At 68.8% G+C, this 25,902-nt stretch carries 22 protein-coding genes; 11 read left to right on the top strand and 11 right to left on the bottom strand.

Annotated features, from left to right (window positions below):
* The first annotated feature begins 149 nt into the window (after nucleotides 1–149).
* The 5 genes from BMX32_RS06690 (at nucleotide 150) to lanKC (ending at nucleotide 9,231) form a co-directional block, all read left to right on the top strand.
* Nucleotides 150–914, top strand: a complete 765-nt coding sequence (locus BMX32_RS06690) for an ABC transporter ATP-binding protein (protein WP_089975963.1) — start codon at nucleotides 150–152, stop codon at nucleotides 912–914.
* Nucleotides 911–3,298, top strand: a complete 2,388-nt coding sequence (locus BMX32_RS06685) for an ABC transporter permease (protein WP_170843579.1) — start codon at nucleotides 911–913, stop codon at nucleotides 3,296–3,298. The genes BMX32_RS06690 and BMX32_RS06685 overlap by 4 nt, the downstream gene beginning before the upstream one ends.
* A gap of 12 nt (nucleotides 3,299–3,310) precedes the next feature.
* Entirely contained in the window at nucleotides 3,311–4,696 is a 1,386-nt protein-coding gene (locus BMX32_RS06680) for a sigma-54-dependent transcriptional regulator (protein ID WP_089975956.1), read from the top strand.
* A gap of 4 nt (nucleotides 4,697–4,700) precedes the next feature.
* Entirely contained in the window at nucleotides 4,701–6,050 is a 1,350-nt protein-coding gene (locus BMX32_RS06675; RefSeq protein ID WP_170843578.1) for a sensor histidine kinase, read from the top strand.
* A 487-nt stretch (nucleotides 6,051–6,537) separates the two neighbouring features.
* A complete protein-coding gene (gene lanKC / locus BMX32_RS06670) occupies nucleotides 6,538–9,231 on the top strand; it encodes a class III lanthionine synthetase LanKC (RefSeq protein ID WP_089975951.1) in 2,694 nt (897 codons plus the stop codon).
* A gap of 83 nt (nucleotides 9,232–9,314) precedes the next feature.
* Here the strand turns inward: lanKC and BMX32_RS06665 are convergent, their stop codons facing one another.
* The 5 genes from BMX32_RS06665 to BMX32_RS06645 all read right to left on the bottom strand — a co-directional run bounded on the left by BMX32_RS06665 (nucleotide 9,315) and on the right by BMX32_RS06645 (nucleotide 16,190).
* Nucleotides 9,315–11,603, bottom strand: coding sequence for a TonB-dependent receptor (locus BMX32_RS06665; RefSeq protein WP_089975946.1), 2,289 nt, complete (start codon nucleotides 11,601–11,603; stop codon nucleotides 9,315–9,317).
* Between the two features lie 42 nt (nucleotides 11,604–11,645).
* Nucleotides 11,646–12,044: a DUF2946 family protein gene (locus tag BMX32_RS06660; protein WP_089975943.1), complete on the bottom strand. Its 399-nt coding sequence runs from the start codon at nucleotides 12,042–12,044 to the stop codon at nucleotides 11,646–11,648.
* A gap of 131 nt (nucleotides 12,045–12,175) precedes the next feature.
* Nucleotides 12,176–13,777 (bottom strand): MFS transporter, encoded by a 1,602-nt coding sequence (locus BMX32_RS06655; protein ID WP_089975940.1) that lies wholly within the window; start codon nucleotides 13,775–13,777, stop codon nucleotides 12,176–12,178.
* A complete protein-coding gene (locus BMX32_RS06650; protein ID WP_089975937.1) occupies nucleotides 13,774–15,201 on the bottom strand; it encodes an efflux transporter outer membrane subunit in 1,428 nt (475 codons plus the stop codon). The genes BMX32_RS06655 and BMX32_RS06650 overlap by 4 nt, the downstream gene beginning before the upstream one ends.
* The gene (locus tag BMX32_RS06645) at nucleotides 15,198–16,190 is read right to left on the bottom strand and encodes an HlyD family secretion protein (protein WP_089975934.1); all 993 of its coding nucleotides are present in this window, start codon (nucleotides 16,188–16,190) and stop codon (nucleotides 15,198–15,200) included. The genes BMX32_RS06650 and BMX32_RS06645 overlap by 4 nt, the downstream gene beginning before the upstream one ends.
* Nucleotides 16,191–16,341: 151 nt before the next feature.
* Between BMX32_RS06645 and modA the strand changes: the two genes are divergently transcribed.
* The 3 genes from modA to BMX32_RS06630 are packed head-to-tail and all read left to right on the top strand — an operon-like array spanning nucleotide 16,342 to nucleotide 18,428.
* On the top strand, nucleotides 16,342–17,088 hold the full coding sequence (modA, locus tag BMX32_RS06640; protein WP_244511439.1) for a molybdate ABC transporter substrate-binding protein: 747 nt from the start codon (nucleotides 16,342–16,344) through the stop codon (nucleotides 17,086–17,088).
* A 6-nt stretch (nucleotides 17,089–17,094) separates the two neighbouring features.
* A complete protein-coding gene (modB, locus tag BMX32_RS06635; RefSeq protein ID WP_089975928.1) occupies nucleotides 17,095–17,769 on the top strand; it encodes a molybdate ABC transporter permease subunit in 675 nt (224 codons plus the stop codon).
* A complete protein-coding gene (locus BMX32_RS06630) occupies nucleotides 17,766–18,428 on the top strand; it encodes an ABC transporter ATP-binding protein (RefSeq protein WP_089977053.1) in 663 nt (220 codons plus the stop codon). Before modB ends, BMX32_RS06630 begins: the two co-directional genes overlap by 4 nt.
* Here the strand turns inward: BMX32_RS06630 and BMX32_RS06625 are convergent.
* Nucleotides 18,425–19,219 carry a TOBE domain-containing protein gene (locus tag BMX32_RS06625; protein WP_089975925.1) on the bottom strand — a complete coding sequence of 265 codons (795 nt, stop codon included), beginning with the start codon at nucleotides 19,217–19,219 and terminating at the stop codon, nucleotides 18,425–18,427. The two genes, BMX32_RS06630 and BMX32_RS06625, sit on opposite strands and share 4 nt — an antisense overlap.
* Before the next feature lie 128 nt (nucleotides 19,220–19,347).
* Here BMX32_RS06625 and BMX32_RS06620 point away from each other — a divergent pair, with 128 nt between their 5' ends.
* Genes BMX32_RS06620 through BMX32_RS06610 form a run of 3 tightly spaced genes read left to right on the top strand, consistent with a single transcriptional unit; the run spans nucleotide 19,348 to nucleotide 21,957 of the window.
* Nucleotides 19,348–20,292 carry a lysylphosphatidylglycerol synthase transmembrane domain-containing protein gene (locus BMX32_RS06620; RefSeq protein WP_089975919.1) on the top strand — a complete coding sequence of 315 codons (945 nt, stop codon included), beginning with the start codon at nucleotides 19,348–19,350 and terminating at the stop codon, nucleotides 20,290–20,292.
* Nucleotides 20,289–21,449, top strand: coding sequence for a serine hydrolase domain-containing protein (locus tag BMX32_RS06615; protein WP_089975916.1), 1,161 nt, complete (start codon nucleotides 20,289–20,291; stop codon nucleotides 21,447–21,449). The genes BMX32_RS06620 and BMX32_RS06615 overlap by 4 nt, the downstream gene beginning before the upstream one ends.
* A 31-nt stretch (nucleotides 21,450–21,480) precedes the next feature.
* Entirely contained in the window at nucleotides 21,481–21,957 is a 477-nt protein-coding gene (locus BMX32_RS06610; protein ID WP_089975913.1) for a T6SS immunity protein Tdi1 domain-containing protein, read from the top strand.
* Nucleotides 21,958–22,058: 101 nt separating this feature from the next.
* Here the strand turns inward: BMX32_RS06610 and BMX32_RS06605 are convergent, their stop codons facing one another.
* The 5 genes from BMX32_RS06605 to BMX32_RS06585 all read right to left on the bottom strand — a co-directional run bounded on the left by BMX32_RS06605 (nucleotide 22,059) and on the right by BMX32_RS06585 (nucleotide 25,835).
* Nucleotides 22,059–23,315 carry an RNA polymerase sigma factor gene (locus tag BMX32_RS06605; RefSeq protein ID WP_089975910.1) on the bottom strand — a complete coding sequence of 419 codons (1,257 nt, stop codon included), beginning with the start codon at nucleotides 23,313–23,315 and terminating at the stop codon, nucleotides 22,059–22,061.
* A 52-nt stretch (nucleotides 23,316–23,367) separates the two neighbouring features.
* On the bottom strand, nucleotides 23,368–24,138 hold the full coding sequence (locus tag BMX32_RS06600; RefSeq protein ID WP_170843577.1) for a YciI family protein: 771 nt from the start codon (nucleotides 24,136–24,138) through the stop codon (nucleotides 23,368–23,370).
* Nucleotides 24,139–24,148: 10 nt separating this feature from the next.
* Nucleotides 24,149–24,610 carry a VOC family protein gene (locus BMX32_RS06595; protein WP_089975903.1) on the bottom strand — a complete coding sequence of 154 codons (462 nt, stop codon included), beginning with the start codon at nucleotides 24,608–24,610 and terminating at the stop codon, nucleotides 24,149–24,151.
* Between the two features lie 22 nt (nucleotides 24,611–24,632).
* On the bottom strand, nucleotides 24,633–25,064 hold the full coding sequence (locus tag BMX32_RS06590) for a YciI family protein (RefSeq protein WP_089975900.1): 432 nt from the start codon (nucleotides 25,062–25,064) through the stop codon (nucleotides 24,633–24,635).
* 123 nt (nucleotides 25,065–25,187) lie between these two features.
* Nucleotides 25,188–25,835 carry a sensor histidine kinase gene (locus BMX32_RS06585; protein ID WP_089975897.1) on the bottom strand — a complete coding sequence of 216 codons (648 nt, stop codon included), beginning with the start codon at nucleotides 25,833–25,835 and terminating at the stop codon, nucleotides 25,188–25,190.
* Nucleotides 25,836–25,902 lie beyond the last annotated feature (67 nt).

The raw sequence follows: 25,902 nt of genomic DNA, 5'->3' as shown, positions 1-25,902 counted from the left end.
TTGCTTCTGCGACAGGAAGCGCAGGAGCGTGCAATCGCTATGTCGATTCGGCACCGTTGACAGATTCCTCCCGCGCGGCGCGTTAAGCGCCGGGACAATGTGAAGACGCAGCGCTACGCTGCCCATCCCACATCCCAGGATGCGAGCGCATGCACGCGCCGACGAGATCCGCGATCATCGAGATGGAGGGCATCGGGAAGGTCTTCCGCACGGGAGCCATCGAGTCGCACGTCCTCACCGACATTCACCTTGCCGTCGGCGCGGGCGAGTTCATCGCGATCGGGGGGCCATCGGGCTGCGGCAAGACGACCCTGTTGTCGCTCATGGGTCTGCTCGACATTCCCACCCGCGGGTCCTTCCGGTTGCTCGGCGAGGCGCTCGATGGGCTGGGGCGCGCGGCGCGCGCACGTGTACGCAACCGGCACATCGGCTTCGTCTTCCAGGCGTTCAACCTCATCGACGATCTGAGCGTCGCCGATAACGTCGCCCTGCCGCTGTCGTTCCGCAAGGACATCGCGTGGCGCGAACGAACCCGGCTCGTCGCCACGGCCCTCGCCAGCGTCGGCATGGCGCATCGCACGCGCCATTTTCCGCCGCAACTCTCCGGGGGACAGCAGCAACGCGTGGCCGTCGCCAGGGCGCTGGTCGGGAACCCGCCGATCCTCCTCGCCGACGAACCCACGGGAAATCTGGACCTTCGCAATGGCGAGATCGTGATGGGTCTCCTCGCCGAGCAACACGCCGCGGGCAGGACCGTGTGCATGGTCACCCATGACGACCGTTTCGCGTCGATGGCCGAGCGCACGATACGCCTTCTGGACGGGCGTATCGTCGATGAATGCACCTTCCGGCAGATGCGCGACGAGTCCGAGTCCGGCCTCGGCACATTCCGTGCGGGAGAGGTGCTTTGGTGAGCTACCTGTCGGAGGCGGCGCGAACGCTGGGCGCGCTCGTACGACAGCCTGGGTTCGCGCTGCTGGCGAGCGGTACGTTTTCGCTCGGCCTGGGCGCGCTGCTCGCCGCCTTCAGCCTGATCGACGCGCTGGCGCTGAGGTCGCCACCCTGGCCGAACCACGATCGCGTCGTGATCTTCGGAGGCCGAACAGAGGATGACGCGATGCGGGCGGTGTCCCCCTATCTGTACGAGGCGGTGGGTGCATCGGATCCGGATACACCCCGCGGCCTCGCGTACGCCCCGACCACCGTCAACGCGGTCGACGCGGGTCATCGCGAACTGCTGCGGTCGCAACGGGTCGACGCGGAGTTTCTCGGCGTCCTCGGCGTGGTGGCGCATGTCGGGAGCAATCTCTCCGCGACGCACGGCATCGCCGAAGCGATGCTGTCCTATGCCATGTGGAAGCGCTGGTACGACGGCGACGTTCGCGTCGAGGGGCGCACGATATGGATCGATGGCGAAGCCGTACGCATCGCGGGCGTGCTACCCGAGGATTATCGCTTTTTCAGCGACGTCGATCTTCTCCTCCTGCCTCGGGTCCCGCCGGAAGGGAGTGCGACCGCCGAGAACATGACGGGCATCGCACTCCTCGCCGACAGGAGCGATGCCGGTCCCTTTTCCGCCCGCGTCGCGGCGATCGCACGACGGGAGGCGGGCGTCCTGCGCCTCGGCCCGGACGATCTGCGCTGGTATGGCGCGACGCCCATCGGCGACCTGGTGGCACGCGGCGGCGTCGGACCCTCCTGGCTGTTTCTCGCGTGTGCGTGGCTGGTGCTGATGCTCGCCGGGGCCAACCTCGCCAACCTGATGCTCGCACGGCGCCTGCGGAGAGCCCACGAGACGGCGCTGCAGGTGGCGCTGGGCGCGTCGGCATGGCGCTCGCGGCTGGCGCCGTTCACCGATGCGATGGTCGTCACCGCCCTGGCCATCGTGATCGCCGTTCCCATCGGCATGCTGCTGGCACTCGTCTTCCGGCCCTATGTGCCGCCGCAATGGCTCGCGTCGGCATTGCCGCCCTTTCCCTGTTCGCGAACCATCGCCGCCACGTCGGTCGTCGCCATCTGTCTGGCGTCGGCGATGGCGCTCGGCCTGTCGACCCGACGCTCGTCCGACATGCTGATGCGCACCCAGCTTTCGATGAACGGAACGGCTCATGGCGGCGCGGGCATGCAACGCGCCCGGTCGCTTCTCACCCTGGCACAATCGGCGCTCGCGACGATGCTCCTCGTCCTCGGTGCCACGGCGTTACAGCATTACCTGCGCGCCGACCGCGTACCGCTCGGCTTCGATCGCGCGGATACGTTCGTGGTCGAGGTCCATCTCGACGGCCAACGGTTCCCCGCGCCGGAAGACGTCGCAGGCGTGCTGGAGGCGAGCCGCGACGAAGCGCGTCTGCTTCCCGGCATCGACCTGTTCGGCTGGTCCACGGATCTGCCGGTAGGCACGCGCTTCGTCATGCCCTACACGCGGGGCGATGGCGGCACGGTCTACGTACGATACGCGCTGATCACGCCAGGCGCCGCTCGCGCACTCGGCTATCGCAAACTGTCGGGCCGCTGGCTCGACGACGGCGACCGACGTGACAGCGAACCGGTCGCGCTCGTCAACCAGGCCTACCTGGATCAGATCGACGGACGCGGCCTCAACACGAAACTCCAGCCCGTGAGACCGGGTGATCCACCGGCGAGAATCGTGGGCGTGCTCGCGAACACCCTGCGCGACGGCGACGCGACGGAAGGCGAGCCCGTCGTCATGCTGCCCTTCGCACAGGCGGCCGGCACGTATGCCGCGATGCGCGAACTGATGCCGACCTACGCGATTTTTCGCGGTACAGGGGCCGGCGACGCCGCACGTGATGCGTTCACGACAATCATGCGGCGCATGGCGCCGTCGCTCGCGCTCGGCCAGCCGCGATCGCTCGATCAGGTCGCGAGCGCCGCGACCGCGGCGCCGCGCAGGGATGCGGTGCTCTTCGCGACACTGGCCGGCATCGTGGTATCGCTCGCCTGCGTGGGTCATTTCTCGACCCAGGCCTTCGAGGTGGTCGCCCGGCGCCGTGCACTGGCCGTGCGCAGCGCACTCGGGGCGACGCCGATGCGTCTTGCCATGCTCGTCATGCGCGGTGCATTGCTTAACGCGGGTATGGGCATCGTGCTCGGCGTCATCGCCATCGTCGCGTCGCGTCCATGGCTTGCGCCGCTCCTGCCAGGGACCCGGCACGCCGGCATCGACGGCATCGTCGTTGCTGCCCTGTCGATGGTCTTCTTTACCGCACTGGCCGTGATACGCCCCGCCATCCGCGCGGCGTCCGTGGAGCCCTGGCGAATTTCCCGTAGCGAATGACCGGAGGTCGTCATGCTGTACGAAGAGAGTCTGGTCACCCTTCCCGTGCTCGTCGTCGACGATCAGCCCGACGTCCGCCTGGCGCTGCGCATCCTCCTGCGATCCGAGGGGATGGCGACCGAGGATGTCGATTCGCCCGCGGCGGCGCTCGAGGCGGTCGCGCACCGCGAATTCGCCTGCGCGCTCGTCGATCTCAACTACGCGGTCGACACGACGTCGGGGCACGAAGGACTGGAGCTCGTGACGCGCCTTCGTCAGGAGGCGCCCGATCTGCCTCTCATCGCGATGACCGGCTGGGGGAGCATCGACGTGGCAGTAAGGGCCATGCAGCTCGGTGCGGCCGACTTCGTCGAGAAGCCGTGGAACAACACCCGGCTGATCCAGGCGATCCGGGGTCAGGCGGCGCTTCACGCCATGAGCGAAGAGAACCGCCGGCTCCGGGCCGAGACCGCGCTGGGCCGCACGGGCATCAACATGTTGAGGACGTCCGAGTCGTCCAGCATGAAACGCGTCGTCGAGCTGATCGAACGCGTGGCGGTCGGAGATTCGCACGTTCTGATCATCGGCGAGAACGGCACGGGCAAGTCGCTCCTCGCGCGCGAGATCCACGCCCGGTCGACACGCGCGGAGCGGCCCGTCATACGTGTCGACATGAGCAGTCTTCCCGAGTCCCGCTTCGAGGACGAAATGTTCGGCGAGTATCGGCCTGTGTCGCGTCCGGGCCGGTTCGAACTGGCGGATGGCGGCAGCCTGATCCTCGACGAGATCGGAAGCATCCACCCCAGCCAGCAGGCGAAGCTGCTCCGGGTGATCGCAGAAGGCGAGCTGGAACGCGGGGGCACCATGCGGACCCGCCGCGTCGACGTCCGCGTGATCTCCACGACGAACATGGACCTGGACAGCGCGGTCCGCGGCGAGCGGTTCCGCCGCGACCTGCTGTACCGCCTCAACGCGGTGCAGGTGAGACTGCCGGCCCTGCGCGAGCGCGTGGAGGACATCGTGCCCCTGGCGCGGCACTTCCTCGTCCACGAATGCAAACGGCGCGGTCGCAACGCCATGACGCTGGCGCCGTCCGCCGAACGTGCGCTGCGCGGCTACGACTGGCCGGGCAACGTGCGGGAGCTCGAACACGCCATCGAGCGGTCGGTCCTGCTCGCGACGCGCGATACCATCGACGCCGACGTGCTGGCACTCGACCGCCCGGCGGCGCCGCCGCTCCTGCTGGACACGCTCACGCTGCCGGACGCGGAAGACCTGCTCATACGCCAGGCCCTCGAGCGACATGGCCGCAACCTGCAACGCGCCGCCGACGATCTCGGGATCTCGCGTCAGGCGCTCTATCGCCGCCTCGAGAAACAGCGCGCCCGCCACGAATGCGAAGCGACGGGGCTCGGGTGACCGAATGAGCGCGGCGGCATTCGGCCAGCAGGGCATCTCGGCGCGTCGCATGCACCGGGGCATCGTCGCGTGGCTCGGCGCCATCGTCGCACCGGTTGCCGTCGCATGCGCCACGCTGGCCACGCTGGACATCCCGTCGCAGCGGGTCAGGGCCACCTGCCTCATCGTCGGCGCGGGCGCGACACTGCTCATCGGCTGGCTGGCCACCCGCCGGCTGCTGGTCACGCTCGACACGGTGTCCGACCTGCTCGGCGCGCTGCGCGAAGGCGATTTCGCTTTCCGCGCCAGCGCCCGGCGCGCCATCGACCCGCTGCATGGCCTGATCACCAACGTGAACCTGCTCGGCGAGGATCTTCGCGAGGGACGGCGGAAACGGACGGAGACGTCGCGGTCCCTGGGCAAGACGCTCATCGCCTTGCAGGATCCCGTGTTCGTCGTCGACGACGCGAATCGGCTGCGCCTGGTGAATCCGGCGGGACGTCGCCTCATCGGTGCGGAGCGCACGTCGGTCGTCGGCCGCGACCTCGCCACGCTGGACCTCGGCGATGCGCTCAACGCACCCGACAACGCCGTCATCGCCGGGAGGTTTTCCGGGGGACGCGGCAAATGGGCCGTGCGCCGCACCATCTGGTACAGCGAAGGCCGCGAACACCGCCTGATCATGCTTCGCGACCTGAGCGTCGCGCTCGCCGACGAAGAGCGGCGCGCATGGCAGAGGCTCATCCGGGTGCTCAGCCACGAACTCAACAATTCGCTGGCCCCCATCGCCTCGCTCGCGGGGTCGCTATCGACGCTGATCGGTCCGACGGTGGGTGGCGGCAACGACGAAATGCGCCTCGGGCTGGAAGTCATCGGGCGCCGCGCGGATTCGCTCGCCCGCTTTCTCGCGGGATACGGAAAGCTCGCACGCCTGCCGCCGTTGCGGGTCGCGGCCTTCCGCCTGGACCTGTGCCTCGGACGGCTGGCCATGCTCGAAACGCGCATGCGCGTCGTGGTGACCGGCACCTCCGAGGTCATCGTGCATGGCGACGAGGATCAGCTGACCCAGGCCTTCATCAACCTGCTCCGCAATGCCGTGGAAGCATCGTTGCCGGTGGGCGGCGGCGTTCGCCTCGGCTGGACGGCGGACGAACGGTTCGTCCATGTGACGATCGAGGATGACGGGGTGGGGCTTCCCGATAGCGACACGCTCTTCGTCCCGTTCTTCACGACGAAACCCGGGGGATCGGGTATCGGCCTGAGCCTGGTCCGGCTCATCGTGGAGTCCCACGCGGGCGCCGTCGACCTTTCGTCCCGACGCGAGGCGCGAGGCGCACGTGCGGTCGTCCGGCTTCCGCGCGAGTCGTGCCGGTAGACGTCCACAAACGGACGGCGGCGTCCGTTTCCGGACACACGGCCGACCGATTTCGATACGGGATCGACAAGAACATCACGAACAGGCGTTTCAATCGTGCCGAAGGCCCTCGCATCCGATTGAAGCCCGTTCGCGGGCGGGCATAGATTCGTTCCGCGCCCGCACTTCCCGCGAGCGCACGTTTCCAAACCAGCGAAGGAGGCACGATGGACCGGATACTCGATTTGCAACGCCTTGAGGCGGATATGGGACAGGCGGACGTAACGGATACGAACTACAGCAGCGCGAGTCATCGCGGGTGCTTGGTCGCCAACGCGGACGGATTCGAAGAGTAGGGGACGCGCGACGACGCGCGGGAAGCGGGACGCCACCGGCACGGGCAGCGCCGCAAGGCGTCGACGGGACACGGGAAGCGAAGGCGAGGGATGTGACCCTGTACGCATCCCTCGCCGGGTTCACCCTGAGAAACAAAGGATCAGCGAGCGCCATGGATCGACGTAGCGAGTTGTTGCACTACACCGCGGTGGACCGCGAGTTCTTCGAGCCCTACGGGCGACGCGCCATCGACACGACGGATTTCGTCGAGCCCCTGCGCCGCATCGTCCCGGACACCTGGACGATGCGCCGGTCGGGCATCTGGATGCATTGCACGCCCCCCAACGTGGTCCTTCCCGCCCAGGGCTGGAAGATCCATGTGTCGAGCATCGCGTCGACGGCGCGCATCGTGCTCTCGATCGCCGGCGCCGTGCTCGTCGCGTCGGGCACCGCATTCAAATTCGCCGCCGACGCCCGGATCCACCTGGCGGTGAACGGCAAGCGTTGGCCGCGTGGCGGCTCCGGCAAATTCATCACGATCTACCCGCGCGGCGTCGACGATTTCCGCCGGATTCTGGACGATCTCTACGAGGCGCTGTCCGGTTATGCCGGCCCGTACGTCCTGAGCGATCGCCGGTATCGCGATTCCCGCGTCCTCTACTACCGGTACGGCGGTATTGCCGGCGAACATCGCACGTTGTCCGACGGACGTCGCGAGTGGCTGCTTCGCCGACCGGACGGCGGCCTCGATCCCGACGAGCGCAAGCCCCACTTTCATCTTCCGGACTGGCTTCGCGATCCGTTTCCTCGTGACGACGCGGGAAACCCGGGACGCGTCGCGCACCTGGCGGGCGGGCGCTACCGGATCAGGCGCGCCCTCGCCTTCTCGGCAGCCGGGGGTGTCTATCTCGGCGACGATCTCGACGAAGGCCGGCCCGTCATCATCAAGGAAGCGCGTCCGTACATCGGTGGCGGCGAGATGGCGACGGCGAGCCTGCGCAAGGAGTTCCGCCTGCTCCGCCGGCTCGCGCCGCTGCATGTCGCTCCGGCACCCGTCGCACATTTCCAGGACTGGGAGCACAGCTACCTCGTCGAGGAATACATCGATGGCGACACGCTGCGAAGCTGGCTCGCCCGTCGGTATCCCTGGCTCAGGACGCGCGCCACCCAGCGCGACGTGCGCGCGTATCTCGACGAGGTCGTCGCGGTGTTCGGTCGGATGGCCGCGATGCTCGAGCGTGTGCACGACGAAGGGGTTTCGCTCGGCGACTTCTCGTTCCACAACTGCATCGTCACGTCCGCCGGCGACGTCCGTCTGATCGACATGGAAGCGGCGGTGGAAGATGGCCTCGACGCTCCCATCGACCTCCGCACGCCCGGCTTCGCCTCGCCTCGTCCCCGTCGCGAGGAGCCGGAAGGCGCGCGCGCGGAAGACATCTACGCGTTCGGCTCGAACCTGCTCGCCGCGATGATGCCCATGAACGCGATGCTGCCGCTGGATCGCGACGCGGCACTCCGGTTCACGCGCACGATGTGCACGGATCTCGGTTATCCGCTCGCGTTCCTGACGGTCATCGACGCACTCCTCGCCACCGATGCACGACATCGTCCGTCGCCGGTGCAGGCGATGGCGACACTGCGCGACGCGGTCAAGGCCATGACGGTCGACGATGGTCCCCTGGCGTTTCAGGTGCTCGCACCCCGGCCGTCCATCGACGCCGCGGGCGACCTGTTCGGCTACATCGACACGATGGCGCCGACGGCACGCGCCGACCGCTACGTGCCGGCGGGCCCCGAGGTGTTCGAAACCCACCCCTGGGGTGTCGCGCATGGGGCGGCGGGGATACTCCATGCTTACCTGCGCGGTGGTCGCAGGCCGCCAGCCGGGCTACTCGATTACGTGATCGACGGCGTCCGATCGACGCGAGAGCGCGGATCGAGCCTCATGTATGGCGATTCGGGCATCGGTTGGGTGCTGATGGACGCCGGTGAGAAGGACGCCGCGCTCGCGTTGCTCCGCGCGCCGCTCGACGCGGCCGTACGCGCCCGGCCGGGTTACTACGATGGCATGGCGGGCTGGGGCATGGCGCGACTCAAGGCGTGGTACGCAAGCGGCGACCCGATGTTCCTCGATGCCGCCATCGACGCCGGCGAGACGCTCCTGCACGATGCGGGATACGACCGGGGAGGCGACGGCACCCTGCACTGGTCCACGGCCGCACCCCAGGCGATCGGCCTCGGCCACGGCGCCGCCGGCGTCGCGCTCTTTCTCCTGCACCTCCACGTCGCGGCCGACGGCAACGCGCGTTTTCTGCGGGCGGCGCGCGAAGCACTGGCCTTCGATCTCGCCCAGCGTCGCGCCAATCCGGACGGCGATCCGAGCTGGCCGAAGCAGGTCGACGCCCCGACGCTGTACCCCTACCTGCGCCACGGTACCGCCGGCATCCTTGCCGTGGTCGCGCGATTCCACGCCGCGACCGGCGAAACGCGGTATCGCGACATGGCCATGGAGATGCAGCGGGATCTGATGCGGCGGCACGCGATCGCCCCCGGCATGTTCGAAGGGCTCGCAGGCATCGGAGAAGTGCTGCTCGATCTTGCGACCTTCTTCCCCGAAAACGCCGGGACCTGCATCGCGGCTGCCCATCGCGTGGCCGGAGGCATCGAGCCGTTCTTCGTCCGTCGCGCTGGCGGCCTCGCCATCCCGGGTACGGAACTGCTCCGGCTCAGCTGCGATCTCGCGACGGGCAATGCCGGCGTCGGCGCCTTCTTCGACCGGCTCCGTCGCGGTGCCACCGCATCCTTCATGCTCGACGAGCACCTGCCGCTGACGCACGTGCATCGCCACGTCGATGCGGCCGCATGATGCACGATGGCGCTCCCTGACGCCGTCGACGACGTGGCTCCCACCGCATACGGGCAGCGGTGGGAGCCAGAGGCCACGAAACGTCAGAGATGAAATTTCGCTTCGACGAGATAGGTGCGCGAGGGGTACGGGTAGTACACGTAGTAGCGACGGTCGGTGAGGTTGTCGACGCCGGCACCGAGGTCGACGTGGTCGCTCGCCTTCCACGTCACCCTGGCGTCGAACGTGAGGAAGTCGCTCGCGCCGCCAAACGTGTCCGGATGGATGTCGCTGTGGTCCAGCGTGTTGTACTGCCGTCCCGAATAGCGGCCCGCCAGTGTCAGCGCCATGCGTCCGGTCGCCCGCCATGTCGCGACCAGATTCGCCCGCCACCGTGGGATGCGATAGAACTGCTTGCCTTCGGAGGCGGGATTCCTGCGGTTCCGTACCGTTGTCGCCTGCGTGTACGCGGCGTTCGCGGTGAGATCGAAACCGGGCCAGATCACGTCGCGCGCGTCGTAACTGGCCTCGGCCCCCCGCGTCCGCACGAGACCCACGTTCTGCACGTTCGTCACATTGGGAAATACCGTGGTGTCCGTCTGGCTGAAGAGGGTGTCGCGGGTGTCGCTGCGATAGACCGTGAAGCGCGCGACGCCGTTGGGGCGGTACCACTCGGCGGAAAGCTCGCGTGACAGGTCGTTCTCCGGTTTCAGCCGCGGGTCGTTGTTCACCAGCGCGATACCGTTGAACGACCCCTGGAAAAGCTCGTTCACGGTCGGGAAGCGATAGGCGCGCGCCGCCGAGAGCCGGAGCAGCACGGTGTCGCTGACCGTCCAGGCGAGCGACGCCTTCGGCGACGTATGCGTCTCCTTCCTTTCCGCATATCGCACACCTGCCGTCGCGGTCGCTCGCGAGCCGTCGAATGCGCGCCACTGCTCGTAGCGCGCACCCACCGTGAGCCGCCACCCATCCACGAGCTGCCAGGCGTCCTGGAGGTACAGCGCCTGAGTCTGCGTGCTGCCGCCGTTGGCCGCGGTCAGCATGCCGGCACCGCCACGGCGCCACGCGTCGAGGTTGTAGCTGGCGTTGGCGAGCCGGTAGCCGTCGTAGTGGTAACCGAAACTCACCGTGTGGGTGTCGGGTGCGATGCTGTCCGGCGTGTGGCTCGCGCGAAGGTCGAGCGTGCGCCAGCGACTGCCGTCGCCTGCGGTGAGCAGTCCCGCGCCGTTGTAGCTGACCGACGATGCCACGCGATCGCGGTTGCGGTCCATGTCGAAGTACGACACGTTGCCTTCGACGTTCCACCCGGTGTCGCGGTGCGTTCCGAGGGAGGCACCGTATAGATAATTGCGGCTCTGTCGCGTGCTCGGCGCGAAGTAGTTCGCAGGCAGCGTGTAGCGCCTGCCATCGATGGTGACCGGTCCGGCATACACCGGCTGCCCGTTCGCGTCGCGCAGGAAGGTTTCCGTGCGGTGCGACATGTCCTGACTCCAGTAGCCCACGGTCAGGCCGGCGGTCACGTCGGGCGTGATGTCGTAGGTGAGTCGTGCGTGCGCTTCGTCCTGATCCGTCGCTTCCTGTCCCTCGGCGTTGATGCCCACCACCTGGCGCGGCAGGCCGTTGGCGCCGGTGTCGGCGATGGCGCCGGTCACCGGGCGCGGCCCGCCGGTCGCCGACGACAGCGCCTGCGTGGCGTAGACGAGCGGCTGCCCGTTGGATCGCAGATGCGAGACGCCGATCAGGAAGGCGAAGCGTCCGGAGCGATCGCCGATCGTCGCGCTCTGCCGGCTGCCACCGTAGTCGCGGTCGACGCCGTAGTCGTGCACGTGTTGTGTGAAAGCCTGCACCTCGCCCGTCACTTCGAGACGATCCGGCATGCGGGTCGTCATCAGCACCGTCGCGCCGATCGCGTTACCCGGATACAGCGCGGAGTAGGCGCCGTAGATCACGTCGACGCGGGCCAGGTTCTCCGGAAACGCCATCGACCAGCGCGGCGGATTCGCCCAGTTGTTGCCGAGCAGGTTGGAAAGCAGCAGCCCGTCGAGGTAGACGAGCCCACGCGCGCTCTGCTGGTTGCTCGTGCCGCGCACGGAGAACGTCGCGTTCTCGTCACCGATGAACCGCTTGCGAATGCCGAAGGACGGCAGGTATTTCAGCGCGTCCTCGACGTTGACCACGTTGAGCCGGTCGAGCCGGGCGGCGCTGACGGTTTCCACCACCGACGGCAGGTCCGGGTCCACGCTCGTGTCGTGGCTGGCGGCCGAGACACGTACTTCGCGCAATGTCGTCGCGCGCTGGGGGTCGTCTTCCGCGTGCGCGCCGAGCGAAGCGCTCGCGATGGCGCAGGCGATGGCACGCGCGAGTGCGCGCCCATGGAAAGGATGCAGGGGCATGTCGGGAAAGTCCGTTGTCGTTGGCGTACGGGATCGGTGCGATCAGGCGTGCGCGACGGCGGGCGGACCTCGAGGCGGGGCATGGACGAGCGCGACGGTGGGCCCGGCGCGGATCGAAGGCAGTGGTGCCGGCACGTGCAGCACCGCCAGCAACGGATGACCGACGAACACGGCGCCCGCGACGGCCGGAAGTTGGGCGAAGAGCGTGCAATAGCCGCACGCGGCATCGGGGTCGCACGCGTCGTGTCCGCCGGTGGCGTGGCCCATGGCCGCGTGCGGCATGGTGTCGTGGTCCATGTCGTCCATGTCGCCGTGCGACATGCCATGGTGCGACGCGGGCATGGCTTCGCACCATGCCCCCAGGTCGGGGAAGGCGAGCCAGTCGACGGTGCGCGATACGGTCGGCACGAGCGCGGTGAGCCAGACGGCGACGAGCGCCATCCATCCCAGCCATCGCTTTCGTGCCGCGGTCCGGCGCACGGAACCACCCCTTCGCTCAACCCTGGATCCGGGTCCGGGGATGATCGCACGGCATAGCGTGACGGCCCTGCGACACGGTGTCGCTGGCGCGCTCACGTGCGCGCTGGAATGGGCGGTACGGCCGGCGCGGTGACGATCACGGGCGGTTCCCGCAGCAGGAGCACGAGGCCGACGCCGAGCGTCCCGACACACGACGCCAGCAGGAACCCGTCGAGGGTGGAGAGCGTGAACGCCTGCGCGCGCACGGCGCCCGCCAGCAGCCCTACGCCGCGCGCCTGCGCGTCGCCGACGCCCTGGGTGGACGCGCCGACCGCCTGCGCATAGGCGGCGATGCGTTCGAGCGTAGCGGGATCGCCGCTCGCGACATGCTGGCCGATCAGGTTCGAGTGCACCTGCTCGGCCTTGCGCGTGAACATGATCAGCAGCGAAGTACCGAGCTGGCCGCCGAACAGTCGCGCGGTCTGGATGAGGGCGCCGAACGTGATGCCGTCGGCCGGGCCGACGTGGTGACCGAAGAAGTAGATGACCGCCGTGAGTTCGAGTGTCTCGCCGACGGCCTGCAGGAGCAGCGCCATGCGGAAGTCCGTCTCCGCCCACTGCGATGTGATGCCCGTGGCGAGAAGGAACCCCGCCGTCGCGATCGTCAGTCCCGTCCCGATGGCGAAGCGCGCGTCGATGCGGTTGAGCAGCCAGGCGACCGATGGCGCGATCACCACCTGGGGCAACGCCACCCAGAGCAGCGCGCTGCCGACCTCCAGCGGACGAAGACCCTGCACCGTGATGAGATAGTTCGCGACCAGCGTGTTGCTGGACGTCACGAGGAAGCGCGTCGCCAGCACCAGCAGGATGCAGATCATGACGTTGCGTCGAACGAGCAGGGTGAAATCGATGCTCGGTGTCTTCAGCGTCGACTCGTGCAGAAAGAAGAGTCCGACGGCGATGACGCCGAGCGCGAGCAGACTGACGATCAGCGTCGACGAGAACCAGTCGAGCCGGTCGCCCTGGTCGAGCGCGACGAAGATCAGCGTGAAACCCGACGCACCGACGACCATGCCGCGGAAGTCGCCCGCGCGCAGGAAGGCGTGGTCGATGGGAAGGCGCAGCAGCCCGAACCAGTACAGGCCGAACAGGGGTGCGGCGAGCACGGTGTTCTGCCAGAAGATCCAGTGCCACGTCACGTGTTCGACGTACCAGCCTTCCAGCGTGGAGGCGACGTTGAGGCCGAGGATGATGTTCATCGCGTATGCCGCGAGCCCCCACGGCCAAAGGCGCTTCGGCAACGAGGTGAGGATGAAGGCCGCGGTCAGCGGGATGAACGTGCCGGAGCCAAGACCGGCGACGACCTGCAACGCGATCAGTGAGCGCAGGTCGGGCGCGAACGGGATCAGGAACTCCGCGAGGCCATACAGCACGCAGCCGACGAGCAGCACGCGTCGCGGCGAGAACGCGCGGCCGAGGAAGATCGAGATAGGGCCGATGAACATCTGGGCACCCGAAAACGCCGTCGGGATCCAGGCGCCTTCGTCGAAGCCGGCGCCCACCGCGCCACGCACGTCGGCGAGGCCGATCGAGGTCAGTCGCGACGTGAGCGTCGTCGCCACCGCGCCGACGAGCACGGCGACGATACCCAGCCACGGAAGTTGCGCCGTCGGCGTGGGAGCAGGCGTGGCGGCGGCCGCGGCCGTCGCGTTCATGGCGACGTCGCCGCGTCGGCCACCGGTTGCCGCGGCACGGGTTCGCCTTCGCTCCAGCCACCGCCGAGCGCCTTGATCAGCGAGACCGCCGCGAGCAGCCGCTGCTGGTCGTTCTGGATGGCCGCGCGCTGGCTGGCGAGCGCCTGTCGTTCGGAATCGACGACTTCGAAGTAGCCCGCCAGGCCACGGTCGTAGCGCGAGCGCGATACCTTCGCCGCGGCCGTCGCGGCATCCACCGTCGCGTTCAGCGCGTCGCCGCGCTCGCGCAGCCAGCGCGTGTCGTCGAGCGAATCCTGCACTTCGCGGAACGCGACCACGCCGCTCTGCCGCCACTGCGCCAGCGCCAGCCGGTATGCGGCTTCGGCGCCCTGCAGTCGCGCCTTGTTGCGGCCGCCTTCGAAGATCGGCAGGGTCACGGACGGACCGATCGACCAGAGGCGGCTGTCGCGGTCCGTGATGTCGCCGAGGCTGTTGCTCGCGATGCCGGCCGATCCCGTGAGGCGCACCTGCGGGAAAAACGCGGCCCTGGCGATGCCGATTCGCGCGCTGGCGGACGCGAGGGCGCGCTCGTTCGCGGCGACGTCCGGGCGCCGCTCGAGCAACGACGACGGCAGGCCCGCGGGAACATCGGGCACGACCGGAGTCCATGGTCGCACCTCGACGACGAAGTCGGGCGCGTTACGCGCTTCGAGCACGGCGAGAGCATGGACGAGATTGTCGCGGCGACGGTGCGCATCCGCCAGGTCCGCGCGCGTCTGGGTCAGGTCGGCGCGCGCACGGAGCACGTCCAGATCGCCCACGACACCGGCATGCGCGCGGCGATCCGCGAGCTGCAACGCCTCCTCGCGCAACGTCACCGTGCGCGCCAGCACGGCGATGTCGCGATCGGTGCTGCGCAGCGTGAGGTACGTGGATGCGGTATTCGCCGCGAGGCTGAGGCGCAGCGCGGCGATCGTATCGGCGCTGCCCTCGACGTCGGCACCCGCGGCCTCCACGCTGCGGCGCACGCGTCCCCACAGGTCCACTTCGTAGGCCACGTCGACCGGCGCGCGCCATAGCGTGGTCTCGAGTTCCGGCAGACGGTTCGACACGTTGCCCGACGTGCGCGCACGCGCATAGGCGGGATCGAACGTGACGTTCGGAAATTCGTCGGCGCGAGCGACCCCGAGCAGGGCGCGACTCTGGTCGTAGCGCGCGAGGGCACCTGCGAGGTCGAGATTCGCGGCGAGCGTGGCGTCCACGTGGCGGCCGAGTTCATCGTCGCCGAACAACGTCCACCAGTCGTCCGGAACGGCAGACGCCGTCGACGCCGCGTCGCGCCACGCGGCGGGCGCGGAAGGCGCCGGTCGGCGATAGTCGGGGCCGACGACGCAGCCCGCGAGACAGGCGACGCCCGCGACGAGGATGACGATGCGACGTGTCACTGCGGCTGCCTGTCGTGTTCTCTGATCTTGACGATGGTGGAGAGGCCCGGAACGATGCGCGGCCGGTCGCGCTGCAGGTCCTCCGCCGAGAAGAGGATCTTCACCGGCACGCGCTGCACCACCTTGGTGAAGTTGCCCGTCGCGTTGTCCGGCGGCAGCAGCGCGAACTGCGAGCCCGAGGCCGGTGCGAAGCTGTCGACCTTTCCGGTGAAGTCCGCGTCGGGGATGGCGTCGATCGTCATATGCGCGACGGTGCCGGGCCGGATGCCGCGCAGCTGGGTCTCCTTGAAGTTGGCGACGACCCACACGTCGTCCGATACGATCGCGAGCAGGGTCTGTCCCGCGTTCACGCGGGCGCCCACTTCGACGGTGCGCTTGCCGACGTAGCCGCCGACCGGGGCGATCACCTTCGTATACCCATAAGCGAGCTGGGCATTGTGCAGCGCCGCCTCGGCGGTCGCGACCTGCGCCACCGCCGACGCGCGGGCCGCGGTGGCGGCCACCTTGCGGGCATTGGCGCTGCTGGCGTTGGCCACCGCGGCATCCGCCGCCGCGCGCGCGGCATCGAATTCCTGGCGCGAGATGCCACGTGGCGTCTCGTTCACCAGTTCGTCGGCGCGGCGCAGGTCGAGCGCGGTCTTGCGGGTGGAGGCGGCGGCCGCGACGATCGCGGCGGAGGCCTCGGCGATCTGCGCTTCGGCACTGGCGACCTGTCCCCGTGCGCGCTCGATCTCGGCGCGCGCCTGCTCCACGGCGACGTCGAAGTCCCGTGTGTCGAGTTCGAGCAGCACGTCCCCGGCCTTCACGTGCTGGTTGTCGTTCACGCGCAGCACCTGCACCGTACCGGTGACGCGCGGCGCCACCGGATGGATGCGCCCCGTGACATAGGCGTCGGTGGTCGTCTCCGTCCGGTCCAGCCAGAAGAAAAGCAGGACCGCGAGGGTGCCGAGGACGAGCAGTCCACCGATGATGCGAAGCGCGTGTTTCATGGGCCCCTTCCCTGTCTGTCAGGCGCCACGCTGCCATCACCGTGGCGAATGGGCTTGGCGAATCCTGAGATTTCGCCGCGGCGCCCTCGTCATTGACCATCCGCTATTTACGTTCCTATATTGCGGTCGCCCCCCGCCCAGGACTCTCCCCGTGCGCCTTCGCCTCCCCGCCGCGCTGTTCCTGCTCGTCGCTTCCGGATCCGCCGGCGCCGCCGACCTCGTCGTTTCGGCCGCCGCGAGCCTGACCGACGCCTTCCGTGCCGTCGGCGCGGCCTACGAGGCGAAGCATCCCGAAACGCACGTGGTGCTGAATTTCGCGGCCTCGGACGTGCTGCTGCGCCAGATCGCCAGCGGCGCCCCGGCCGACGTGTTCGCCTCGGCCGACCAGACGGCGATGGACAAGGCCGCCGCGGCGAAGGCGATCGACCCGGCCACCCGCCAGGATTTCGCGCTGAACCGGCTCGTGCTGATCGTCCCGCGCGGCAACCCCGCGAAGGTGTCGGGAATCGGCGACCTCGCGGGGCCCGGCGTGAAGCGCGTGGCCTACGGCGACCCCGCTTCGGTCCCGGCAGGCCGCTACACCAGGGCCGCGCTGGAGCAGCAGAACCTGTGGCCGGCCGTCGCGGCCAAGGGCGTGCTCGCGCAGAACGTGCGCCAGGCGCTCGACTATGTGGCGCGAGGCGAGGTGGAGGCCGGATTCGTCTTCGCGACCGACGCGACGGTGGCGCACGATCGCGTCGTCGTCGCGGCCGTCGTGCCGACACCCACCCCGATCCGTTACCCCATCGCCGTCGTGGCGAGTTCGAAGCAGCCGAAGGACGCGGCGGCGTTCGAGGCCTTCGTCCAGTCGCCCGAAGGTCGTCGGATTCTCGCCGGCTTCGGCTTCCAGGCGCCCTGACCGGCCGTGGACGGCATCTGGGTCCCGCTGGCGTTGACGCTCAAGGTCGCCCTGTGGGCGACCGCGATCAACCTCGTGCTCGGCGTCGCCGTGGCCTTCGGGCTGGCGCGCTGGCGCTCGCCCGCGCGCGAGGTGGTGGATTCCGTACTCACACTGCCGCTGGTGCTTCCGCCGACCGTGCTGGGTTATTACCTGCTGGTGCTGCTGGGCCGGCGGGGCGTGTTCGGCGCATGGCTCGACCGGCTCGGTATCGAACTCGTCTTCACGTGGCAGGGCGCCGTGATCGCCTCGACGCTCGTCGCGTTTCCGCTCGTGCAGAAAGCGGCCCGCGCCGCGTTCGAGGCCGTGGACCCGCAGCTGGAGGATGCCGCCCGGGTGCTCGGACTGCGTGAGATGGCCGTGTTCTTCCGTGTCTCGCTGCCGCTGGCAGCGCGGGGCATCACCGCGGGCGCGCTGCTCGCCTTCGCCCGTGCGCTCGGCGAATTCGGCGCGACCCTGATGATCGCCGGCAACCTGCCGGGACGCACGCAGACGCTTTCCGTGGCGATCTACGCCGCCGTACAGGCAGGCGACGATCGGACGGCGGGCCTCATGGTGGCCGTGGTGTCGGCGACGTGCGTGGTGGCGCTCCTGCTGGCGGGATGGCTCGCGCCGGGACGCGCGCGGCGGGTGCGCTCATGAGCGTCGACGTCGCGATCCGCAAGGAGCTCCGCGCCGACGACCGGTCGTTCCGGCTGGACGTCGCGTTCCGGTCCGAGCACCGGCGTATCGTGCTCTTCGGGCCGTCGGGCGCGGGCAAGAGCCTGACGCTGCGTGCGATGGCGGGCCTGCTGTCGCCCGACGAGGGCCATGTGCGCGTCGACGGCCGCGCGCTCTTCGACCGCGACGCCGGTGTCGATCTGCGCGCGAGCGAACGGGGCGTGGCCTACGTGTTCCAGGATTACGCGTTGTTCCCACACCTGACGGTGGCGCAGAACATCGGCTTCGGCCTGCATCGCGGCTGGCTCAATCCGCGTCGCGGCATCCACGACGCGCGCGTGCGGCACTGGATCGACGCGTTCGAACTGGCGGGCGTCGCCGGGAGTTACGCGTCGCGCATTTCCGGCGGCCAGCGCCAGCGCGTCGCGCTGGCCCGCGCGCTGGTCGCGGAGCCGCGGCTCGTGCTGCTGGACGAACCGTTCGCTGCGCTGGATCCGGCGTTACGCGGACGCATGCGCGCGGAACTGCTGGCGCTGCAGGCCCGGCTGGACCTCCAGTTGCTGGTGATCACTCACGATCCGGCCGACGTCGACGTGCTCGACGGACACACGATCGAGCTGCGGGACGGACGCGTCGCTTAGTCGGTGACGCCGAGGATCACGGCCGACGCGTCGAAGACGGTCAGCACGGCCGCTCCTTCCGCGAGTGCCAGGCCGTTCACGGCCTCGCGGGTGACGATCGCAGTCATGCTGCCGCCGCCGTCGAGCCCGACCGAGACCTCGCTGTTCACCGCGCCGGGCACGATCCGCCGGACCGTCCCCGGCAGGCGATTCGCCGCGGACACCCGCAGCCGATCGTCGGGCAGGGCGAGGATCACCCAGCTCGCCTTCACGAGCACGATCACCGGACGACCGGCCGCGAGCCCGAGGCTGGCGGTGCTGTCGCGGGTGACCGTGGCCACGACGGTCGCGCCACCGTTGAGCTCGATCTGGACGGTATCGTTCACGGCGCCTCCGGCGACGTGCCGGATCGTGCCGGCCAGCTGGTTACGCGCGCTCGTTCTCATGGTGAATCGCCTCAGCAGGTGGAGGTCGTCGCTCGCGTCTTCGCCCAGCGTCGCGAGCCGGTCGACGAACCGGCGGTGTTCGGCCTCGATCGCGCGGAACGACGCGATCAGGCGCTCCGCACGTGGCGTGAGGGTGGCGCCGCCGCCGCCACGCCCGCCGGTGGAGCGCAGCACGAGCGCCTCGCCGGCGAGGTTGTTCATGGCTTCCACCGCATCCCAGGCGCCCTTGTAGCTCATGCCCACCGCCTTCGCAGCCGCGGTGATCGACCCCGTGGCACCGATCTGCGCGAGCAGCTCGACGCGGTCCACGCCGCCCCAGCGACGGGCGCCGTCGGTCAGCCAGAGCGAGCCTTCGTAGTGGAGCATCGTGTCACCGCGAGCCGGAAGAACTCCGCGGAGTTTAGGGCCTGTGGCCAGGCCCTGTCCGCGACAGGGTGCTCTCGTGGGATCATGCCGGATTCGCGGGCCCATGCCCGCCCGGACCGAGTGCTGTGGTGGCGGACAAGCAAGAGACGAACGGCGCGAAGGCCATCGCGCTGCGGGCGATGAAATACCTCCTGACGTTCGCGATCGTCGGCGGCGCGGCGTTCCTGCTCCATCGATACATCGGCCGCATGGCATGGCAAGACGTGCGGGACGCGATCGACCGCATTCCCCGCTGGCACGTGGCCTGCTCCATCCTCGCCATGCTCGTCAGCTGGAGCTGCCTCACCGCGTACGATGTGTTCGCGGTCGAGACCGTCGTGCCCGGCAAGGTTCCCATGCGCATGAAGATCTTTTCGGGCTTCACGACGCACGCGATCTGCAACGCGCTGGGCTTCCACGCGATCACCGGCACGGCGTTGCGCTATCGGCTGCTTTCCACACAGGGCGTGAGCGCGCCCGACGTGGCCCGCGTGGTCGGTCTGGTGGGTTTCGCAGTGGCGCTGGGTTTCGCGGGCGTCACGTGTCTCGCACTGCTGCTCGAGCCTTCGATCGCGCATGGCTGGGGCCGCTGGCCCGGTGTCGTGCTGGTCGTGCTGTTCGCGCTGCTGCTGCGCTGGCTCGCCGGCAAGCACGACGAGCTGAAAATCTGGAAGTTCAGCACGCCCGTGCCGTCGGCACGCTCGGCGACGGCTCAGATCGCGATCGGCGTGGTCGAGATGATCGCTGCCATCGCGACCATGTATTTTCTGCTGCCCGCCGACATCGCCGGCAGCTTCCTGGACTTCGCGCCGATCTACGTCGGCGCGATCCTGGCGGGCATCATCAGCAATACGCCGGGCGGCATCGGCGCGTTCGAGGCCCTCACCCTGGCGGCGTTCCCCCAGGAGCAGCGTGCGCAGGTGCTCGCGGCGCTGCTGGCGTACCGCGTCATCTACGGCTTCGGGCCGCTGATCCTCGCATCGGTCGGGTTCGGTGCCTTCGAAGTGCATCGACGCTTACGGAGGCGCGCATGAACATCGTGGGGAGACGTGTACTCGTCGTCGCGGCGCTGGTGTGGTTGGCCGCATGCGCGCCGCCGCATGCGCGTCGCACCGATGTCCTTTTCTGGAACGAGCCACAGCGCGAAGCGAACTTCCGCGCCATGGAGACCCTGTACGCCAGCAACGTCGTGCACCACGGCGAGGCGCATGCGTTGCCGCCCGGCGCGGCGCTGCAACCGGTGTTCGATGGCGGCGGTACGCTGGACGCGTACATGGCGGACCATCATGTCGCCGGCGTGATGGTGCTCCAGGACGGCAGGATCCGTCTCGAGCGTTACGGTCTCGGCGCCGATCCGGCGACGCGCTGGACATCGTTCTCCGTCGCCAAGTCGTTCACGTCCACGCTCGTGGGCGCGGCACTGCGCGACGGCGCGATCCACAGCCTCGACGACAAGGTGACCCGCTACATTCCCGAACTCTCCGCCGGCGCCTATCGCGACGTGACGGTGCGCCAGCTGCTGTCGATGACGTCGGGCGTGAAGTGGAACGAGGACTACGCGGACCCGCACTCCGACGTGGCGATGATGTACGAAGGCAAGCGCGAGCCCGGGGTGCCCCTGCTCGTGTCGTACATGTCGCACCTGCCGCGCGAGTTCGCGCCTGGCGCCCGCTGGTCCTACAAGACGGGCGAGACGGATCTGATCGGCATCCTCGTCACGCGCGCGACCGGCAAGACGCTGGCCGCCTATCTCGCGGAAAAGATCTGGATTCCCTACGGCATGGCCGCGGACGCCATCTGGCTGAAGGACGATGTCGACGGGACGGAAGCCGGTGGCTCCGGTGTATCGGCCACGCTCGGCGACTACGCGCGGCTGGGGCAGTTCCTGCTCGATGGCGGCATCGCCGGTGGCAAGCCGGTGCTTGCCGACGGCTGGCTCGACGCGGCCACGCGATCGCAGGCCGACATGCACGTGCCGGGCCGGGGTTACGGCTACCAATGGTGGACCTACGCCGACGGCACGTACGAAGGTATTGGCATCTTCGGCCAGCTACTGCACGTGGACCCGCGCCGTCATCTCGTGATCGTGCAATTCGCCGCGTGGCCGGTCGCCACCGACGACGCGCAGGCGAAGGCCAGGGCGGCATTCGTGCAGGCGGTCAATCGCGCGGTCGACGGTCGATCGGATTAAACTGGCGGCTCCCCGCTGGACGTGTCCCCGTATGGCCCTCGACTGGAACGACCTCATCTGCACTCCCGATAGCGACGCCATCGAAGCGCTTGCCGCGTCGTGGAGCTGGCGTATCGGCGACGCGTTCACTCCGCTGCTCTTCACGGCGCTGGGCGACATGTTCTACGAGGCCGACGAGGGCGGCATCTTCTGGCTCAACACCGGCACGGCGGAGCTCGAACGCGTGGCGGAAAGCGTCCCGGGCTTCAACCAGCTCCTGCGCGAGGAGATCGCCGACGACTGGCTGCTGCCACCGCTGATCGAGGCCCTGATCGAAGCTGGCAAGACGCGTGCGGAAGGCGAGTGCTACACGTACGTCACGTTGCCGGTGTTCGCCGAAGGCGAGTACAGCGTCGAGAACCTGAACCCGGTATCGGCGAAAGAGCACTTCGAGCTGACGGGCTCCGTGTTGCAGCAGCTGCAGGACGTGCCGGACGGTACGAACGTCAACATCGACATCACGCACTGAGGCTCAGGCGAACCAGTCGTCCTCGCGCTGATGGCGGGGGGCGACGATCGTGACGTGGGCCTTGTGACCCGGCACGTTGCCCGCGCGCCGCACGCACATCGTCAGCAGCCGGCGGCCCGTGCTTCGAGCAGACGGCGCTCGCGATCGTTCCGCGTGAGTGCGGCGGCGCGGCGAAACGCATCGCGCGCCTCGTCCCGACGATCCAGCCGGAACAGGAGGTCGCCCAGCACGCTGGGCAGCAGGTGGTAGCCGCGCAGCGTCGGTTCGTCGACGAGGGCCTCCGCGATCGACAACCCGGCGGCCGGTCCCTCGGCCATCGACACCGCCATGGCGCGATTGAGCTCGACGACGGGCGACGGCACCACGGCGACCAGTTCACCGTATATCGCCGCGATGCGCGCCCAGTCGGTGTCTTCGGCGCGCGCGGCGCGCGCATGGCAGACGGCGATGGCGGCCTGCAGCGCGTAGGGGCCGCGGGCGCCGCCGAGTCGCCCGGCGCGTGCCAGCGCCTCTTCGCCGCGGTGAATCAGCAGGCGATCCCAAAGGCGGCGATCCTGATCCGGCAGCAGCACCGGCTCGCCATGCGCATCGACGCGCGACCGTAGCCGCGACGCCTGGATTTCCATCAGCGCCACGAGACCGTGCACCTCGGCTTCGCCGGGCACGAGTTCGGCCAGCACGCGCCCGAGGCGCTGCGCCTCTTCGCAGAGGGCCGGGCGCAACAGATCGTCGCCGGCCGTCGCCCCGTAGCCCTCGTTGAAGACGAGATAGATCACGTGCAGGACGGCGGCGAGCCGTTCGCCGAGAGCCTCGCCGCGCGGTACCTCGTAGACCACCGCCGGGTCGGCGAGGCTGCGCTTGGCACGTACGATGCGTTGCGCGATGGTCGCCTCCGGCACGAGAAAGGCGCGTGCGATCTCGTCGGTCGACAGGCCGCCGAGCAGCCGCAGGGTCAGCGCCACCTGCGCTTCGACCGACAGCACAGGGTGGCAGGCGGTGAAGATCAACCGCAGCATGTCGTCGCCGATATCGTCGTCGAGCCGGTCGATCAGGCGGTCTTCGTCGGATTCGAGCAGCCCTTCCATGTCCTGGCCGAGGGCTTCGAGCTTGCGTCCCGCCATGCGTTCCCGGCGAATGCGATCGACGGCGCGATGTTTCGCCGTCTGCGTCAGCCACGCGCCGGGATTCTTCGGAACGCCTTCGGTGGGCCAACGCTCGAGCGCCACGACGAGCGCGTCCTGGGCGAGCTCTTCGGCGAGCCCGACGTCGCGCACCATGCGCGCGATGGTGGCAATGAGCCGGGGCGACTCGATCTTCCAGATCGCGTCGATGGCGCGATGGGTATCGTGAACCGTCATGGCCACGCATGACAGCATCCGCCGCCATGCGTGGCAAGCCGCGTCGCGGCAATCAGGATGCCACGGGCATCAGTTCTTCCATGCGGTAGAGCTCGCGGATCTCGAGGCGGGCCTGGTCGCCGTCGGGAAACGGAAACGATTCCGTCCAGGCGATCGCGTCTTCGATGGTGTCGACGCGCAGGACCCAGAAGCCCGCGACCATTTCCTTGATCTCGGCGAACGGACCGTCGATCACCGTGGCCTTGCCCTTCGCGAAGGCGACCCGCTTCGCATGCCTGCTCGACGAGAGCCCATGCCCGGCGATCAGCACGCCCGCCTCGGCGCCCGCGCGGTTGGCTTCGGCCATGCGGCCGAGCAGCTCCGGACCGGGATTCCAATCGGTCTCGCTGCGCTCGTTCGCCTTCAGCATCACCATGTAGCGCGGACGTGGCGAATCGTTCTCGCTGGGATCGCCGAAACCGGAAAGACCGCCCGGACAACCGATGGGCCGGATGTCGATCCGCACGTCGCCACCCGCATCTTCGGCAGGCCAGTCCTTCACCCATCGCACGGCGTCGTCCATCGATTCGGCGTCGATGATGCTGAAGCCGGCCACCAGTTCTTTCGTTTCGGCGAAGGGCCCGTCGACGACGATGGCCTTGCGGTCCGCGCCGAACGTGACACGCACGCCCTGGCGGCTCGGCTTCAGGCCTTCGCCCGCCAGGAACCGTCCCTCGGCCGCCAGCGTGTCGACGTAGTCGCCCATGGCTTCCAGGAGTTCGCGTGTCGGCAGCGTTCCGGCTTCGGTGTCGTGGTCGGCCTTGCGCACGATCAGGAATCGCATGCGGCACTCCTCATTTCGACGGGGGAGACGGCTTGTCGCCGGCATTGACCATCCACGGAATCCCGAACCGGTCGGTCAGCATCCCGAAACCCTTCGCCCAGAACGTCTCGCCGAAGGGCATGGTCACGGTCGCGCCTTCCGACAGCGCGTCGAACACCTGGTGCCCGCGCTTGACGCTGGGGAACCCCAGGGAGATCGAGAAGCCCTTGAAGCCCTCGCCGGCATCCTTGGGATTGTCGGAGCCCATGATGATCTGTCCATCGACCGACAGGCTCACGTGCATGATCTTCTCGCCCATGGCGGCGAGCTGTTCCGGGCTCGGGCCGCCGCATCCGGCGTCGTCGCCCGGCGGGGAGGGCGGCATGTCCTTGAAGCGATGCATTTCGACGATGCTGCCGCCGAGTGCCTTCGCGTAGAAGTGAAAGGCTTCTTCGCAGGTGCCGGCGAAGAACAGGTACGGCTGTACGGTCATGACGATTTCCTTGTGTCGGTGGTCAAAGGGGGCGGGCCGCGACCTCGCGGCGCAGGCGTTCTTCCTGCGCGCGGGCCTCGGCCGTGAATTCGGAGCCGAAGTCCTCGGCGTCGAAGATACGGCGGATCTCGATTTCGGAGGTGCCATCCTCGAAAGGGTTCGGGGCGCGCTTGACCCATTCGATGGCTTCGTCGAGCGAGCGGACCTGGATCAGCCAGAAGCCGGCGACGAGGTCGCGCGGGTCGGCGAAGGGTCCGTCGATCACCTCGCGGGTGTCGCCGGAAAACCGGATGCGGGCGCCCTCCCGGCTAGGGTGGAGGCCTTCCGCCGCCAGCAGCACGCCGGCGCGGACCAGTGATTCGTTGTAATTGCCCATGGCCGTGATCGTCGCCTCGCTCGGCATCTCGCCTGCCTCGGACGCGCTCGTCGCCCGGAGAATCGCCATGAATCGCATCGCACGCACTCCTCGGCTGGCCGGAGCGAATCCCGGCGTTTCAAGGAGACGTCGATTGTGCCCCGCCCGGATCGACAAGGGCGACCGACATTTTTTCAACCCGGCCAGCGGGCCGTGTCGGGCTCAGACCGCGCTCGCCGGCGCATCGAAGATCGCCCGCACGCCGTCGGGCTCGAAGCGGATCGCCGGCATGCCGGCGGGACGCCCGGCGACCTTCTCGATGAAGCACGTGCCAAAGCCACGACGGGCGGGCATGGACACGAGCGGGCCCCCGCGCTCCTTCCATTCGATACGCGCTTCGCCCCGCACGCGCGCGGGGTCGAACGACCACTCGATGGCGATGGTGCCGTCCGGTACGGAGAGGGCGCCGTACTTGGTGGCGTTGGTCAGCAGCTCGTGCACCGCCATCGTGACCGAAACGGCCGTCTCGGGGTCGACCACGAGGCCTGGGCCGCCGAAGCTGACCCGCTCATGGTCCGGATCGTGCGGCGCCACGGCACCGGCGACGACCGCCTCCAGCGCCATGTGGCCGGAGGGCCGGCAGAGCAGCAGGTCGTGGGCGCGCGCGAGGGCGCGAAGGCGCGTGCCGAACGCCGCCAGCGAACAGGCCAGCGGGCGGTCGTCGCGGAAGCTCTGGATCGCCATGGCCTGCACCACCATCAGCAGGTTCTTCATCCGGTGGTTGAGGTCGTCGATCACCACGCGCTGCGCGCGCGCCGTGTCGCGCAGTACCGCCACATCGTCCGGGGATCGGGTCGCGTCGTTTCTCATCGTCGGGCGAAGATAAAGGAATAAGCCCGCGCGTTACACGACGTTACGCAACCGCCGTGAGCCAGAT

Source organism: Luteibacter sp. UNCMF331Sha3.1 (assembly GCF_900109915.1).
Classification (GTDB): Bacteria; Pseudomonadota; Gammaproteobacteria; order Xanthomonadales; family Rhodanobacteraceae; genus Luteibacter.
The sequence above is the reverse complement of the archived record's forward strand: the minus strand, read 5'-3'. Positions and strand labels throughout refer to the sequence as shown.

What these genes read in the sequence shown, in the direction of transcription:
- BMX32_RS06690 (WP_089975963.1), top strand. Translation starts at nt 150, where the DNA reads ATGCACGCGCCGACGAGATCCGCGATCATCGAGATGGAGGGCATCGGG.
- BMX32_RS06680 (WP_089975956.1), top strand. Translation starts at nt 3,311, where the DNA reads ATGCTGTACGAAGAGAGTCTGGTCACCCTTCCCGTGCTCGTCGTCGAC.
- BMX32_RS06675 (WP_170843578.1), top strand. Translation starts at nt 4,701, where the DNA reads ATGAGCGCGGCGGCATTCGGCCAGCAGGGCATCTCGGCGCGTCGCATG.
- lanKC (WP_089975951.1), top strand. Translation starts at nt 6,538, where the DNA reads ATGGATCGACGTAGCGAGTTGTTGCACTACACCGCGGTGGACCGCGAG.
- BMX32_RS06665 (WP_089975946.1), bottom strand. Translation starts at nt 11,603, where the DNA reads ATGCCCCTGCATCCTTTCCATGGGCGCGCACTCGCGCGTGCCATCGCC.
- BMX32_RS06660 (WP_089975943.1), bottom strand. Translation starts at nt 12,044, where the DNA reads ATGGCGCTCGTCGCCGTCTGGCTCACCGCGCTCGTGCCGACCGTATCG.
- BMX32_RS06655 (WP_089975940.1), bottom strand. Translation starts at nt 13,777, where the DNA reads ATGAACGCGACGGCCGCGGCCGCCGCCACGCCTGCTCCCACGCCGACG.
- BMX32_RS06645 (WP_089975934.1), bottom strand. Translation starts at nt 16,190, where the DNA reads ATGAAACACGCGCTTCGCATCATCGGTGGACTGCTCGTCCTCGGCACC.
- BMX32_RS06630 (WP_089977053.1), top strand. Translation starts at nt 17,766, where the DNA reads ATGAGCGTCGACGTCGCGATCCGCAAGGAGCTCCGCGCCGACGACCGG.
- BMX32_RS06625 (WP_089975925.1), bottom strand. Translation starts at nt 19,219, where the DNA reads ATGCTCCACTACGAAGGCTCGCTCTGGCTGACCGACGGCGCCCGTCGC.
- BMX32_RS06615 (WP_089975916.1), top strand. Translation starts at nt 20,289, where the DNA reads ATGAACATCGTGGGGAGACGTGTACTCGTCGTCGCGGCGCTGGTGTGG.
- BMX32_RS06610 (WP_089975913.1), top strand. Translation starts at nt 21,481, where the DNA reads ATGGCCCTCGACTGGAACGACCTCATCTGCACTCCCGATAGCGACGCC.
- BMX32_RS06605 (WP_089975910.1), bottom strand. Translation starts at nt 23,315, where the DNA reads ATGACGGTTCACGATACCCATCGCGCCATCGACGCGATCTGGAAGATC.
- BMX32_RS06600 (WP_170843577.1), bottom strand. Translation starts at nt 24,138, where the DNA reads ATGCGATTCCTGATCGTGCGCAAGGCCGACCACGACACCGAAGCCGGA.
- BMX32_RS06595 (WP_089975903.1), bottom strand. Translation starts at nt 24,610, where the DNA reads ATGACCGTACAGCCGTACCTGTTCTTCGCCGGCACCTGCGAAGAAGCC.
- BMX32_RS06590 (WP_089975900.1), bottom strand. Translation starts at nt 25,064, where the DNA reads ATGCGATTCATGGCGATTCTCCGGGCGACGAGCGCGTCCGAGGCAGGC.
- BMX32_RS06585 (WP_089975897.1), bottom strand. Translation starts at nt 25,835, where the DNA reads ATGAGAAACGACGCGACCCGATCCCCGGACGATGTGGCGGTACTGCGC.